Source organism: Kitasatospora sp. NPDC058406, assembly GCF_042722765.1.
Classification (GTDB): domain Bacteria; phylum Actinomycetota; class Actinomycetes; order Streptomycetales; family Streptomycetaceae; genus Kitasatospora.
In genome coordinates this window covers 1,998-16,813 of record NZ_JBHXKE010000015.1, presented here as the reverse complement: position 1 = coordinate 16,813, position 14,816 = coordinate 1,998, and the positions used below count along the sequence as shown (strand labels likewise).

Below are 14,816 nucleotides of genomic sequence, written 5' to 3'. Positions count from 1 at the left end.
GGCCGAGGAGAGGCGCGCGGGTAAGCGCCGGGCGGACGACGTCGGGGACGGGCCCTCCGTCCCGCATCCGCCGCTGAACGACGGTCTCACGATCGTCGCGTCGGAGACCCGCGACAACGTCGACCAGGGCCCGCAGGTGCCGAAGCTCGTCCTCGACCGCGGGGTGCTCGCCGGCTCGCACATGGTGACCAGCCTCGGCAAGCCGGACACCGTGCTGGTCAGGGAGCTCGGTACGAAGATCGCCGAGGCCCTCCCCGCCGACACGCCGAACCGGGAGTCCTTCGCCCGGGCGCTCGCCGAGAGCGTCGCCAGCGGCACGAGCCTGCGTTCCCTGGTGTCGGCCCTGTCCAGGGGGGACGTCCTGCACATCCCGGTCGGGACCGACGCCCGCCAGGGCACCGTCACCATCCGTGGCGAGGTGGCGGACCTGGTGCGCCACACCCGGAAGGAGAAGTTCGAGTACGAGGGCGGCGGCGACCGCGTGGTGACGCTCGGGGAGACCAAGGGAGCGAACAAGTCGGGCGGCCTCGGGCTCCAGGGGCGGGGCGACTTCTTCAAGATCATGCGGGTGGCTCTGGACGCCTTCGGCGTGAACCGCGACAAGACGCGTTCCGACGAGCTCACGACCAGCTCGAAGTTCTTCTCGCGGGCCAAGACCACGGAGGTCACCGAGGTCTTCCGCGGGAACCTGCTGGTCGAGGTGGGGTACCAGCCGAGGGGCAAGCGGGAGACCGACATCGCACCGGCCCGACTGGATCCGAGGAACCGGAACCTCCTGACGACGCCGCTCGAAGTGGGCATCCCGGAGCGCGAGACCCGGCCGTCCACCGAGGCCGACATCAACAAGAACCTGCTGGGCGACCTCGACCAGGACCATCTCCGGCAGCAGCGGCTGCATTCCTCCAACGTCCTGCTGGACGTCCACGTGACCGGCGCGCCCCACGTCCGCACCACGGCGCGGGAGGACGCGGGCGGCTCCGTGCAGATGACGGACCGGAGCAGGCCGCGGGACACCCTGCCGACCCGCCGACAGGCCATGGTGGGTGTGGTCGAGGCCCTTCGCGAGAGCATCGTCCGCGAGAAGGCGACCCACGAGCAGACCGTCCGCGAGCGCACCGGCGACCAGGACGCCGCCGACCGGGACACCGCTCTCGACGACGCCGCCCGCGCCGACCGCACCCGCCGCGAGACGGAGACCGGCGCGAGGCTCGCCCGGGCCGAGGAAGCGCTCACGTACCACGGGAGCGTGCTGTCCGAGCGGCTCGTGGCCGAGTTCGGCTTCCGGCGTCTCCAGCAGGACTTCAAGGGCCTGACGAACGGCGAGTCGGTGATCGTCCGGGTGCCCGGCACCGACGTCTGGGCCGAGGTGAAGGCCGCCAGCCGCGGGATGCGCCTGGTGGCGACCACCAAGGACACCGAGTTCAACACCGGCGCCGGCGCGGCCATGACCAAGCTCCGGCGGAAGGTGGTGACCGGGTTCCTGCAGCTCCAGGGCGGCGGCCGGTTCGGCACCGACGTTCTGAACGTCGGCGCCAGCTACGGGAAGCGGTGGGGCAAGGACAGGATCATCGTCTCGGGCCGGACGCTGGAGACCGCGGTCACGACCAAGACCAAGGAGAACGGCGCGGTCCTCGACGGGGACGGTTACCTGGAGGTGACGATCCACAAGGGCGACGAGAAGCTGGGCGACACCATCGAGGTGCCGGTCGGGTTCCGGTCGCTGATGCCTCAGTCGGACCTCCTCGCCAACCAGCAGAAGGGGCCCGTCCTGGAGGCCGAGTACCTCCTCCCGGAGTCCGCCGTCATCCGCGACATCGGTTCGCTCGCCGAGGTGCGGAGCGATCTGGAGAGGGTCGGCCGGGAGCAGTACGGGAGCCTCTGGCCGCAGATCCGCACCGAGGTGATGCAGATCGTCACCCAGCCCTCGCTGGCCTCCAAGCTCGGTGCGATGAGCCGCGGGGACGAGTTCGAGCTGACCGCCTTCGACCGGGACAAGGTGGCCGGCGCGGTCGCCGCACTGGCGCAGCGCGGTCTCAAGGTGACCGTCAAGGCCACGCTGACCCACACCCAGCTCCTCCGGACGAGCGAGAAGGCCGACCTCAGCCGGCAGAACGAGTCCAGCAGCTTCAGGACCGAGCAGCGGTACACCAGTAAGTTTGATCTCAAGCAGGGGGCCGTCGGATACGCCCCGGTCAGCGAGATGCCCTCCGGCCAGGTACAGCTCAGCCAGGAGATCAGGGTCCGCGGCGGTGTCCGGGACGACGTCAACGACAAGCTCTACTCGAACAGCAAGATCCGGGAGGCGCAGGAGATCCACGGCGGGAGGATGAACCTGACGGTGGTCCTGGAAGGCGGCGGGTTCGGAACCCGCGAAGTCTCCGCGGGGATCGACACCGAGTTCAGCGTGAAGTCCCGCACCGACGCGCCGGCAACGGGCGGGCCGGGCCCGCTGCCGCGCAACGAACTCAGTGCCGCCTCCGTGGTGTCGTTCAGGAACGAGCCGGGGACGCCGGGCGGTGACCGGTTGTTCCAGGACGTCCGGAACGCGCTGAAGGACCGCTTCCAGTGGCGCGGGGGCGTCTCTGACTCCCTGGAGCGCACCCTCCGGTCGGATCTCGGCGCGGTCGCGATGCAGGCCAAGCTGTCCGAGCTCACCCGGGGCGGGGTGCTCAAGGTGCCGGTCGCCGGTCCGGGCTGGTCGGCCGAAGTGGTCGTCCGGGCCGTATTGAGGGCGGCGCCCGTCACGAAGTACACCGTGAACGACGCCGAGTTCGAGGTCGGGACCCAGAACCGGACGGGGCACGGCGTCATGCGGGACATCCGGGACCGGGTGACGGGGGTCCTCGGGCTGACCGGCAGGGCGCAGAAGGAGCAGGGCGGCGGGCCCGGGCTGACGGTGACGGGCGACTACTCCTACCGTCACGAGTCGTCGACCGGTGGCAACCTGCAGAGCTCCGGCACCGCCGTCAACCGGGCGAAGAACGTCTCGACCGCCGTCGTGTCCGACGTCGACGTCCAGTACCAGGTGGAGATCCGCGGCTGGACGGGCGGGCTGGTCCCCAGCACGACGAAGCTCGACCCGATCACGATGCCGGCGGAGGTCGTCACCCCGCAGTACGGCGCGTTGGCACCGGCCGATGTGCGCGCGGTTCCGGACCGCATCTGGCAGGACCACGTGCTCGGCTCCTCCGACGTCGTCACCAACGTGTTCAGGCCCAGCGGCCCGGCGGCCACGGTGGCGCCGGCCGACTTCGGCAAGGCCGTCCTGCGGGGGAGCAACGACCCGGGGGAGTTCGGCGGGCGCAACGTACAGGAATGGCTGCACGGGCTCGGCAGGTCCGGCCTCCGCCACAAGCTGTACGACGCGCTCAGCCCGAACAACCTGCACGACCAGCTCAAGACCATGATGTCGGGCCGGGAACTGGTGGTCTCCGACGGCGGTGTGACCGTCAGGATCGGCGCGTCCGTCAAGCGGCTGGCCCACGAGGGGAACACCACGACCACCGAGTTCAACACCGGGACGAACGTCGAGCACACCCACTCGGCGGCCGACGGGGCGACCGGCGGCGGCAGCGGCTCCAGCCACCAGCTGCGGGCCGGGGTGGCCGTCTCGACCGGCCTGTTCTACGCGGGCGACACGCTGGCCGCGTCCTCCAGCAACAGCACGCGCGAGACGTGGTCGAACCGCACCGGCTCGGGCAACACCACCAAGGTGAAGCCCGTGGGCAACGTCTTCACCGGCGAGGCCAACCTGCACTTCTCGGTCGAGTGGAAGGACCTGGTCAGCACCGAGGGCCGGTTCGTCATGGTCACCAAGCGGGCCTACTTCCGGCGCGAGGTCGGCATGGACGTGGTCATCGACGTCGCGGAGACCCGGGAGACCGTGCCGGGCAACCCGCCGAACGAACCGAACAAGGACTTCGTGGCCGCGACCGCGCCGCGCGGCGCCGCCCTGCGCAGAGGACTGAACGACGACCGGCCGGTCGCCGAGGCCACCCCGGCCCCGCCCGCCCAGATCCCTCCCCCCAGGGTGTGGACGCACGGGCTGGTCGACACCGATGTGGTGCGCGACGCCGGCATGTCCCCGGACGCGCGGAAGCAGCTGACGGACGGCGCCGAGGAGTTCCTGGGATCGGACAACTGGGACCGCGTCCGGGGCATGGTGGAGCGGATGATCGACCCGGTGGCGCTGGCCAGCCGCCTCGTCACCCCGCACACCCCGGACGCCTCGGCGGGGGACACCCGGAACGACGCCTCGGACCCCGCACCGGAAGGCGCTCCCACGCCCCCGGGCTCCGTCCGACCGACCCTCACGGACGGCCCGGGCAACTCCACCCTCCTCCTGGGACGGACCGATCTGGCCGGCGACGTCCAGGTGGAGGTGCGGATGAAGATCAAGGAGCTGGAGTTCGTCAAGACCGACACCAGGACCGACTCCAACCCGACCAACACGTCGTCGGTCACCGACGGCGTCCGGGCCCAGCGCGCGTTCCGCGTGGCCAACCGCATCACGGGGGGCGTCGTCACCCCCGATACCTTCGGGATGGGCCACGCCAGCCTCCGTGGCGGCATCTACGTCGACACCGCCTACGAGCGCCGGACCGACGTCGAGACGGTCGAGGGCGGCCAGATCGTCAACAACGCCAAGATCTCCACCCCGACCGCGCGGTACCGGGGCTTCGCCGAGGTGGAGGTGATCTACCACAAGGGCGAGCTGACCATGCCCCGCATGGAGCTCATGGTGATCGAGATCGACATCCCCGCCGGTGACACCACGCCGACACCGGTACCGCACAACGGCTTCCTGCGCTTCCACGAAGAGGCGCAGAGCGGCGAACTCCGCCTGCACGGCGCGCCGCCGGACGCGCTGAAGTCGGTGGCGGGTGCGCTGGGGCTCGACGTCGGCGCGCCCTCCGACCACGAGCGGATCCTGCGCGTCGGCCACATCGCCCGGAGGCTGCTCCCCGAGTCGCTCACCGTCGAGGGCCCCAGGGGCGAGCGGTGGTTGCGCGGCCTCGACCGGCTGCTCGACCTCGCCGCGAACGAGGAGGCCGGGGCTCCCTTCGACCGCCTGCGCGACGCGATGGCGGGCCGGCCGGTGCCGGTCCAGGACCGACGCCGCCTCCAGGACCTCGTCGAGCACGTCGGCGCGGACCTCGATCTGGCGGCGGGAGCCGCGAACGGCCACTGGGAGGTCCTGGGGGCGGGGCAGGAACAGCCGCAGCAACCGCAGCAGGGCGGGCAGCGGCAGCCGGACCTGAGTCTGCGCGAGCCGACCGTCCCGGACGTCCGGTGGACCGCCGACGCCGCCGACACGAGGTCCATGTCCCGACTGCTCGACCGGTTCCGGGCGACCGTCCTCCAGGAGGCCGCCCTCCGGGGGAACGCTCCGAGGGCGGAGGGGGACACCAGGCCGCCGGTGGTCGAGGTCACCCTGGACGGACCGGTCAATCGGGCCCAGCGGGAGGCCGACGCGCTGGAGCGGCGGCTGCGCACGCTGTCCCGGGGACTGACGTACGAGGTGGACGTGGTCATCCGGACCGTGGAGTCTCCGGTGCGGCGAGCGGCAGCCCCGGGCGAACCCGCAGGCGCCGTCCGCTCCTTCCGGATCGGACCGGAGACGCCGGACGCGGAGGACGGGGTGATCCGGCAGTCGGAGGAGGCATCGGGCGCCCTGTCGGGCGGATCCTTGCCGAACGTTCCGCAGGTGCGGCGTCCTTCGCAGGAGGACGGGGCGGACGACCACGCGGACGAGCAGGCCGGCAACCGGGCGGACGACCAGGCCGATGGCCATGCGGACAACCGGGCGGACGAGCAGGCCGACAACCGGGCGGACGACCAGGCCGATGGCCATGCGGACAACCGGGCGGACGAGCAGGCCGACAACCGGGCCGACGACCACGCGGACGATCAGGTCGACGACCAGGCCGGCAATCGGGCGGACGAGCAGACGGAGGACGTGCGGGAGCTCCCGGGCGGTCCGCTGTCGTTGAACGGGTCGGGTCCGGGCCAGGGCTCGAACGTACCGCTGACGCGACGGCGGGACGACGAGTCGGACGAGGAGCAGGCGCCGAAGCCGTCCGTGCGGCGCGACACGCTGGACGAGGAGCAGGACGTCGGCCTGATCGTGCCGGGCCTGTCGGAGAGCCGCTCGCAGGAGAACCGGCCGCAGGAGAGCCAGCCGCAGGAGAACCGGCCGCAGGAGAGCCGCTCGCAGGAGAACCGGCCGCAGGAGGAGCGGTCGCCGGAGAACCGGGAGGTTCCGCTGCTGGACGCCGGTGCGTTCGTGCCGCGGCCGGTGCCGTCCCCGGACGACCCGCGTCGGCGTCCGACCGTGCCGACGGCGAGTTCGCGGCACGACGAGTCGGACGACTCGCTGACGTCGGATTCGCTGACGTCGGGTTCGTCGTCGCCGATCGAGCGGTCGGAGGGGCTACAGCACGAGCGCACGGAGTCGGGCGACTCGATGGTGACGGCTCCGCTCTGGCCGGTCGACGCCGCGACCTTCTACCAGCACGAGGGCGCGCGGTTGGGGGACGACTCGGACAACGCGTCGGTCGATTCGGACCTGCCGGACCTGCCGCACGAGCGCGACGCGTCGGGCGCCTCGTGGCGGACGGCACGGTTGTACGAGGGTGAGGAGGACTTCTACCAGCACGCGGGTGCGCGGTTGGGGGACGACTCGGACAACGCGTCGGTCGATTCGGACCTGCTGGATTCCCGGAGCGAGCAGTCGGAGGACTCGTGGGTGGAGGTCCAGCCGCCCCGGTTCTACCAGCAGGGCTCGAACGTGCCGCTGGGGAACGAGACGCCCCCGGTGGTCGAGTCGCTGCCGTTGCCGCCGTTGCCGCCGCACGAGGCCGGCGGGCCGCCGCGGATCGAGGAACCCGCTCCCCAGGAGACCCTGGAGGACAGCATCTTCACCGCCCTGACACAGATGTACAACAACGGCGGGGCGGCGGGTGAACCGCCCGGCGGTGCCCGGCCGTAGAGAGGGAGTGGGAGCACCCGAGGTCCTGTCGGCCGGGTGGTCCCACCGACAGGGACTGCATGCGGAGCCGAGGAGCTGCGGTGGGGACGAGCACGGGCGGGAACGGAACGACGGGCATACAGCTGCCGTCGGTGGCCTGGGAGATGGAGGAGGAGGGCGACGGGGCAACCACGGCCCCGTCGGCGGGACCGGTGCCCTCCTCCGGTCCCTCGCCCTCCTCCGGAGCGGGCGCGGGCGCCGCGTCCGCTGCCGCCGTGGCGGCGGCGCCTCCCGCGGTGCCGCAGTACGGGCCGCCCACGCCGGAGGCGTCGCCGACGCCGGCGGCCGTGCCCGCTCCGGACCCCGGCTCCTCCGGCAGCTTCCCGGAGGAGCCGGGAGCGCTGGAGCCCGTCGCTCCCGAGCCGGAGGGCGGCGCGCCCGACGGCGCTCTTCCCGGGCGGCGCGCCAGGTTCAAGCGGCCCGCACTGGTCGCCGCCGCCACGGCGGGGGTCGTGCTCATGCGCCTGCCGTTCCTGATCACCGACGGCGCCGACCGCCGGGACGGCCACGGCGGGCGGGGCGACGACCTCGGGGTGAACCAGCCCGACCTCCAGCTCGTCGACGGTCCGCAGATCGACGACGCCCCGGTGCCGCCCGCACCCGTCGACCCGCCCGTCACCGGCGACCCGACCGCGGCGCCCACCGAGGCGGCGCCCGTCCAGGGACCGACCCCGGGCGCCCCCGAGACGCCCGTCATCGACGGCGTGCCGGCCGGCCAGCCGGTGACCGCCGCCGTCCCCGGCGCGGCCCCGAACCCGCAGAACACCCGGCCCTCCAACGGTTCCGCCCCGGTGGCCAAGGCGCCGGGAGGCGGTGGGACGCAGCAGCAGGGGAGCGGTGGCGGTTCGGGCTCGCAGCCCGCCCAGGGCCAGCCGCCCGCGGGGCAGCAGCCCGCGCCCCCCGCCGCCGGGCAGCCGCCCGCCGCGCAGCAGCCCGCGCCACCGGCGGCCGGGCAGCCGCCCGTGGCCCAGCAGCCCGCGCCGCCGCCAGCGACCCAGCAGCCCGTGCCCCCGGTCCCGGCCCAGCCGCCCGCCGCGGCGAAGGCGACCTACAAGGCCGTGGGCGGCACCGGGTGCTCCACCTCCTCCGCCACCTACGCCCAGCACGGCTGGTACGAGCAGGACACCAAGGGCTGGCTGAACAACTCGGTCGGCGGGTACACCGGTTCGGGCTGCAACGGCAAGTACGTGTCGATGCCGATGTCCGGCGCGGAGGCCAAGGACGACACCGACAACTGGGTGCTCTGGACGTTCTCCACGGCGCCGGTGACCAATGGCAGTTGCAAGATCGCCGTCTACGTGCCGAACAACTCGGACGTCAAGGCGGTCGGTGCCGCGCCCGCGTACTACACCGTCCAGAACGCCTCGGGCGGCACGATCGGCGACTTCCCGGTCAACCAGAGGACCAACCGGGGAAGTTGGGTCACCGGGGGGACGTTCGCGGTGAGCGGCGGGAAGATCGCCGTGAAGCTGCACTCGCGCGGCATCGACTGGAACGACAAGGCGCACATCGCCGCGTCCGCCGTGAGTGCCGACTGCACGGCCGCCTGACACCGCCACCCCGGGCACCGCGCCCGCCTGCCCGCCGGAGCTCGACCCACCGCCCCACGACCCACCGCAGCACCACCACCGCACCACGACGACCGCTATACGGCGAAGAACCCCAGGAGATGAAGGCCATGTCGCGCCATGTGCTGACGGTGTGCCCGGAGCAGCGCGGCGGCCCGTACCGCACGATCGGCGACGCGCTCGCGGCGGCCCGCAACGGGGCGGTGATCTCCGTGCGCCCCGGCCGCTACGAGGAGAACCTCGTCATCACCAAGATGGTCACCATCACCGCCGAGGAGCCGCGCGGCAGCGTTCGGATCACCGCCCGGCGAGGGTGCGTCGTCCAGGTGGTGGCCGAGGCCGTCCAGCTCACCGGCCTGATCGTGCAGGGGCAGGACGAGGAACTGCCCGCGGTCGACGTGCCGCGCGGGCAGGCGGCGCTGTCCGACTGCGAGGTGGTGGGCAGCTCCTGGACCGCGGTGCTCACCCGCCAGCAGGGCTCGCTCGCGATGCGCGACTGCCGGGTCACCAACCCGGCCGGCGCCGGCATCGTCGAGACGTCCACCGGCACCAGCGTGATCGAGGACTGCGTCATCGAGCACCTCGGGACATCGGCCGTGGTGATCGGCGAACGGGCCAACCCGCTGCTGCGCAACTGCGTCCTGCGCGACGCGCGCGGCAACGGCGTCTGCGCGAACGGCGAGGCCCGCGGCACCCTGGAGGACTGCGAGATCTCCGTCACCGACAAGCCCGCCGTCGCGCTGGAGGAGCGCTCCACCACGCGACTGCTGCGCACGACCGTCCACGACACCACCATCGGCGTGTACATCAGCTCCGAGGCGCGCGTCCTGCTGGAGGACTGCACGGTGACCGGCACCTCCGGCCACGGCATCGCGCTCGCCGGCGGTACCGATCCCGAGCTGCGCCGCTGCCGGGCCACCCGCACGGCGGGCCACGGCATCCACGTCACCGCCCGTTCGCGCGGCGTCTTCGAGGACTGCGAGGTGGACGGCGCCGAGGGCACCGGCATCTGGGTGGGCGAGTCCGCCGGCCCGGTCCTGACCCGCACCGTCGTCAAGGACTGCGGCGCGGTGGGCGTCGAACTGACCGGGGGCAGCACCGCGGACATCGACCGACTGGAGGTCCGGGACGCCACCGGCGCCGGTGTGTCGATCACCGACGGCGCCAACCCCAGGCTGCGCCACCTGACCGTCACCGGCGCGGGCGCCGACGGCGTCGAGGTGGTCCGGGACGGCCGGGGCCGGCTGGAGGGCGTCGAGGTGGTGGACGCAGGCCGGTCCGGGCTGCGGATCGCCGACGGCGCCGACACCTTCGTCGGCAACGCGGTGGTGCGCGGGGCCAAGGGGGCGGGCGTCCTGGTCGGCAAGGTCGGCCGGGCCGCGCTGCGGGACTGCGAGACGTCCGCGTCCGGGGACGACGGCCTCGCGGTCGAGGACGGTGGCGAGCTGACCTGCACCCGGGTCCGCACCCACGGCAACCGCCGGCACGGCGTGCGGATCGGGGCCGGGGCGCGAGCCGTGCTGACCCAGGTCGACGCGGTGGAGAACATCGGCGACGGAGTGCGCCTCGACTCCGCCGAGGCGGTCCGGCTGACCGGCTGCACGCTGGCCCGCAACCGGGGCTCCGGCCTGCGGCAGACCGCGCCGAGCGAGCGGCTCGCCGTCGAACAGCTGGCCAGCGAGGAGAACGGCCTGCCCGACGCGCACGGCACCGCGACCGCGGCCACCGCCCGGCCCGCCACCGGCGCGGAGAGCGCCGACCCCGGCGGGGCGTCCGCGGCCGAGGCGGGGGGCCGGCCCGCCGGTGAGGCGGGTCCGGTCGTCGCGCCCGGTCCGCTGGAGGTGCTGGAGTCACTGGTCGGCCTGGCGGGCGTCAAGGAGCAGGTGGCCACCCTGGTCAACCTCAACAAGCTGGCCCGGCGCCGGGAGCTGGCCGGCATGCCGAGCCTCCCGATGAGCCGCCACCTGGTCTTCGCGGGCCCGCCCGGCACCGGCAAGACGACCGTCGCCCGGCTCTACGGCGCCATCCTCGCCGAGCTGGGCGTGCTGCGCAGCGGGCACCTGACCGAGGTGGCCCGGGCCGACCTGGTCGCGTCGATCATCGGCGGCACGGCGCTCAAGACCACCGAGGTGTTCCAGTCGGCGCTCGGCGGGGTGCTCTTCATCGACGAGGCGTACACGCTCTCGGCGGGCTCCGGCGGCAGTGGGCCGGACTTCGGCCGGGAGGCGATCGACGCCCTGGTCAAGCTGATGGAGGACCACCGCGACGACATCGTGGTCATCGTGGCCGGCTACTCGGCCGAGATGACCGACTTCATGGCCAGCAACCCCGGCCTCGCCTCCAGGTTCAGCCGGACCGTCGAGTTCGCCAACTACGAGGTGGACGAGCTGGTCACCATCGTGGAGAAGGCCGCCGGGGCCCACGGCTACGAGCTCGCCGACGGCAGCGTCGAGGCGCTGGCGCTCCTCTTCGAACAGATGCCGCGCGGCGCGGACTTCGGCAACGGGCGGGCGGCCCGCAAGGTCTTCGAGGAGATGGTCGACCGGCAGGCCACCCGTCTCGCCGCCCAGCCCGAGATCAGCGACGAGGACCTCGCGCTGCTCGTCCCCGAGGACGTCGGCGTCGAGCTCGCGGCCCCCGTGTCGGCGGCCGACGGCACCGAGCCGCTCGCCGAACTGGCCGCCCTGGTCGGGCTGCCGGCGGCCAAGGAGCAGGTCGAGGACCTGGTCAACCTGCTCCGTCAGGCCCGCCGCCGGGAGGAGGTCGGGCTGCCGACCGCGACCATCAGCCACCACCTGGTCTTCGCCGGGCCGCCCGGCACCGGCAAGACCACCGTCGCCCGCCTCTACGGGCGGCTGCTGGCCGAACTCGGCGTGCTGCCCAAGGGGCAGCTGATCGAGACCGCACGGGCCGACTTGGTCGGCCGCTACGTCGGCCACACCGCGCAGCTCACCAAGGAGGCCTTCGAGCGGGCGCGCGGCGGAGTCCTCTTCGTCGACGAGGCGTACACCCTGACGCCCCGGCACGGGGGCGGCGGCGACTTCGGGCAGGAGGCGGTGGACACCCTGATGAAGCTCATGGAGGACCACCGGGACGAGGTGGTGGTGATCGTGGCCGGCTACGACGACGAGATGCGGCACTTCCTCTCCTCCAACCCCGGCCTGGCGTCCCGGTTCTCGCGCCAGATCGACTTCGGCCACTACACGGACGACGAGCTGGTCACCATCGTGACGAACCATGCCGAGTCGGCCGGGTACAGCTGCGCGCCGGAGACGCTGGAGGCGCTCGGGCGACTGTTCGCCTCGGTGCCGCGCGACCGGACCTTCGGCAACGGTCGCTTCGCCCGGCAGACCCTGGAGGGCATGATCACCCGCCAGGCGGGCCGGCTCAGCCGACTGGACGTCGCCGACCTCTCCGAGCTCAGCCTGCTGCTGCCCGGCGACATCGCGGCGGACCGCCTCGGCAGCACGGTGTGAGCGGACGGGCCACCCGGGCCGGGCGGGCGACCGTCGCGGTGTGCGGTCTCACCCTGCTCGCCGCGGTCGCCCCGTCGGTGGCGGCCGGGCCTGCGGCGGTGGCTGCCGTGCCGGCCGTCCTGCCGGCGGCGCCCGGGGCGGGGCCGACGGCCGCCGTGCCCGCCGCTCCCGCGGTCCCCGTCACACCCGGCGTGCCCGTCGCACCGGGCGCGGCGTCGGCGCCCGCGGCCCCCGGGGCGTCGGCGCCCGCGGCGGAGCTGCCCGGGGTGGCGCAGACGCTGCCCGACGTCAAGCAGAACGGCTGCCGCAAGCCCTCCACCCGGACCCTGGACCGGCCCGGGTGGGCCCAGGCGTACCTGCGGTCCGACGCCGTGTGGCCGCTCAGCCGGGGCGCCGGCGTGACGGTGGCCGTGATCGGCTCGGGGGTGGACGCCTCGGCGGGGTCGGCGTCCGGTGCACTGGCCGGGCGTCTGAAGCTCGGCCCCCGGCAGTACGGGTCGGGCGACTCGGGCCAGGACTGTGTCGGCCACGGCACGTTCCTCGCGGGCCTGGTCGCCGGCCGCCGGATGCCCGACGGCGGACCGTCCGGACTCGCCCCCGGGGCGACCGTGCTGGCCGTGGCCGCCACCGACGACGCCGGCAGCACCACCTCCGACCTGCTCGCCAAGGGCATCCGCGCGGCGGTCGACGGCGGCGCCCGGATCGCCGTCGTCGCGGCGCCGGTGGCGGAACCCGCGCCGGCGCTGGCCGAGGCGGTCGGTTACGCCGCCGCCAGGGGCGTGCTGCTGGTCGCGCCCGCCGGGCCGGACGGGCAGACGGCCGCCGCGCCGGTGTACCCGGCCGGCTACCCCGGCGTGATCGCGGTGACGGGCCTCGCCCCTGACGGATCCGTGCCCGTCGGGGCCGCGGGCGGAGGGGCCTCCGGTGGCGGTGCCGCCGCGTCCGGGGCCGCCGGAGCTCCCGCCGGGCGGGCCTCGCGGGTGGACCTGTCGGCGCCGGGCGAGGCCGTGCAGGCCGCCGGCCCGGGCGGGGGCCACTTCACCGCCTCGGGTCCGAGTTACGCCGCGGCCCTCGTCGCCGGGGCGGCGGCGCTGGTGCTCGGTCGGTCGCCCGAGCTGACCGTCGAGCAGCTCGCCGATCGGCTGCGGGAGACCGCCTACCGGCCCGGCTCCGCGGTGCCCGATCCGGTCGTCGGCTGGGGGGTGGTGGACCCGGTGACGGCCGTCACCGTCGCCCCGGCCGCCGCACACGCTCCGCTCTCACCGACGGACCCGGTCGTCGTCCCTCCGCCCGCCGACCGCTCGGCCGTCCGGCGGGCTTCGGCGCTGGCCGGCGCGATCCTCGGCGTGGCCGCGCTGGTCGGCCTGGCCGCCGCCGCGGTGCGTGCGGGGCGCCGACGGGGCTGGCGCGCGGGGTGATCGCCGACGGCCGCCAACGCCGGGCCAACGGCCCGGTGCCGGTGGCATTGGCGTGACGTTGGCCCGTCGTTGGCGACGGCTGCGAGCGTGGCACCGCCGGGGGGAGCGGTCCGAAGGGAGCGGTACACCCGGCGCACCGAGTCAGCGGTCGAGCGATCGGCCGATGCACCGACGAATGTGGTAAGGGACCCAACAGCCGTGGCCATCGACGCTACCGCCCACGACGGAACGACCATCCAGGACTCCGGGTCGCCGAGCCCGGAGAGCACCCTGGGGGGCGAGCGGAGAGGGTCGGAGCCCGCCCGGCGCAGCCCTGACCTGCCCGCGCCCGAGGGGGCGACGGACGGCGGGCCGACGGCGGAGGCGACCACCGTGCCGGCGGCCGAACCGACGGCCGAGGCTGGGAAGGCCGCCCCGGTGACCGTGCCGCCGGCCGCCCGGCCCACCCTGGACCAGGACACCCTGGCCGAGCTCTTCCGCCTGCACGGCGGCTACCTGCTGCGCGCGATGCTCCGCGTCACCAGCGGGGACCGCGGCAAGGCCGAGGACATCGTGCAGGAGGCCCTGCTGCGCGCCTGGCAGAACCCGGCCGCCATCCACCGAGGCCCCGAGCACAGCCGCCCCTGGCTGTTCACCGTGGCCCGCCGGATCGCCATCGACCACTACCGGATGCAGGCCGCCCGGGCCCAGGAGGTCGCCGACGAGGCGCCCGAGGAGCACGCCGGCGCCCACGACCCGTACGACGAGGTGCTCGCCGCCCGGGACATCGCGGTCGCCATGGCCGAGCTCCAGCCCCACCACCGGGACGTGCTCGTCGAGCTGCACATGAGGGGCCGCTCGATGGCCGAGGCGGCGGTGGTGCTGGGGGTGCCGGTCGGGACGGTCAAGTCCCGCAACTTCTACGCCGTCCGCGCCCTGCGGCCGATCCTGGAGGCGCACGGCATGGCGACGGCCGGCTGACCCGTCGCGCCGTTGGCCCGTCCCGCCGGGTGGGACCGGCCCCGGCCTGTGGGCGTCGGCCGGTTCCCTGCGGTCCTCTCCGGACCCGTGCGGTTCCTCCGTGCGGCCCCTCCGGGCGGTTCGGCGGAGAAGTCGGGCGGAGGCCGGTGAACCGTCCGGCCCCCGCCGCCCGTTGATCACAGTGGCGGCACCGCCACCGGAGCTCGTTCCCCCCGTGCGGGCACCGGTAGCCACCGCTCCGGCGGGGGGGCCGGGCCCGGGGCGGGGGGGGTGGCCCCCCCCCGGGGGCGGCACGGGGGGGGGCCCCCCCCCCCCCCCGGGCCCCCGCGGGGGGGCCCGGGGGGGTGGGCCCGGCGGAGTGGAC

General features: G+C 74.3%; 5 protein-coding genes. All 5 read left to right on the top strand.

Annotation, left to right across the window (positions count from 1 at the left end):
- Window positions 1–136 precede the first annotated feature (136 nt).
- The 5 genes from ACFWOG_RS05260 to ACFWOG_RS05240 all read left to right on the top strand — a co-directional run bounded on the left by ACFWOG_RS05260 (window position 137) and on the right by ACFWOG_RS05240 (window position 14,452).
- Window positions 137–6,991: a hypothetical protein gene (locus ACFWOG_RS05260; RefSeq protein WP_380355010.1), complete on the top strand. Its 6,855-nt coding sequence runs from the start codon at window positions 137–139 to the stop codon at window positions 6,989–6,991.
- An 80-nt stretch (window positions 6,992–7,071) separates the two neighbouring features.
- The gene (locus ACFWOG_RS05255) at window positions 7,072–8,580 is read left to right on the top strand and encodes a hypothetical protein (protein WP_380355007.1); all 1,509 of its coding nucleotides are present in this window, start codon (window positions 7,072–7,074) and stop codon (window positions 8,578–8,580) included.
- Window positions 8,581–8,708: 128 nt separating this feature from the next.
- Window positions 8,709–12,074, top strand: coding sequence for a right-handed parallel beta-helix repeat-containing protein (locus ACFWOG_RS05250; protein ID WP_380355005.1), 3,366 nt, complete (start codon window positions 8,709–8,711; stop codon window positions 12,072–12,074).
- Entirely contained in the window at window positions 12,071–13,492 is a 1,422-nt protein-coding gene (locus tag ACFWOG_RS05245) for a S8 family serine peptidase (protein ID WP_380355002.1), read from the top strand. The genes ACFWOG_RS05250 and ACFWOG_RS05245 overlap by 4 nt, the downstream gene beginning before the upstream one ends.
- 198 nt (window positions 13,493–13,690) lie before the next feature.
- Entirely contained in the window at window positions 13,691–14,452 is a 762-nt protein-coding gene (locus ACFWOG_RS05240; protein ID WP_380355000.1) for a sigma-70 family RNA polymerase sigma factor, read from the top strand.
- The last annotated feature ends 364 nt before the right edge of the window (window positions 14,453–14,816 follow it).

Excerpts from the sequence above, each read along its gene's own strand:
- ACFWOG_RS05250 (WP_380355005.1), top strand. The coding sequence starts at position 8,709 with ATGTCGCGCCATGTGCTGACGGTGTGCCCGGAGCAGCGCGGCGGCCCG.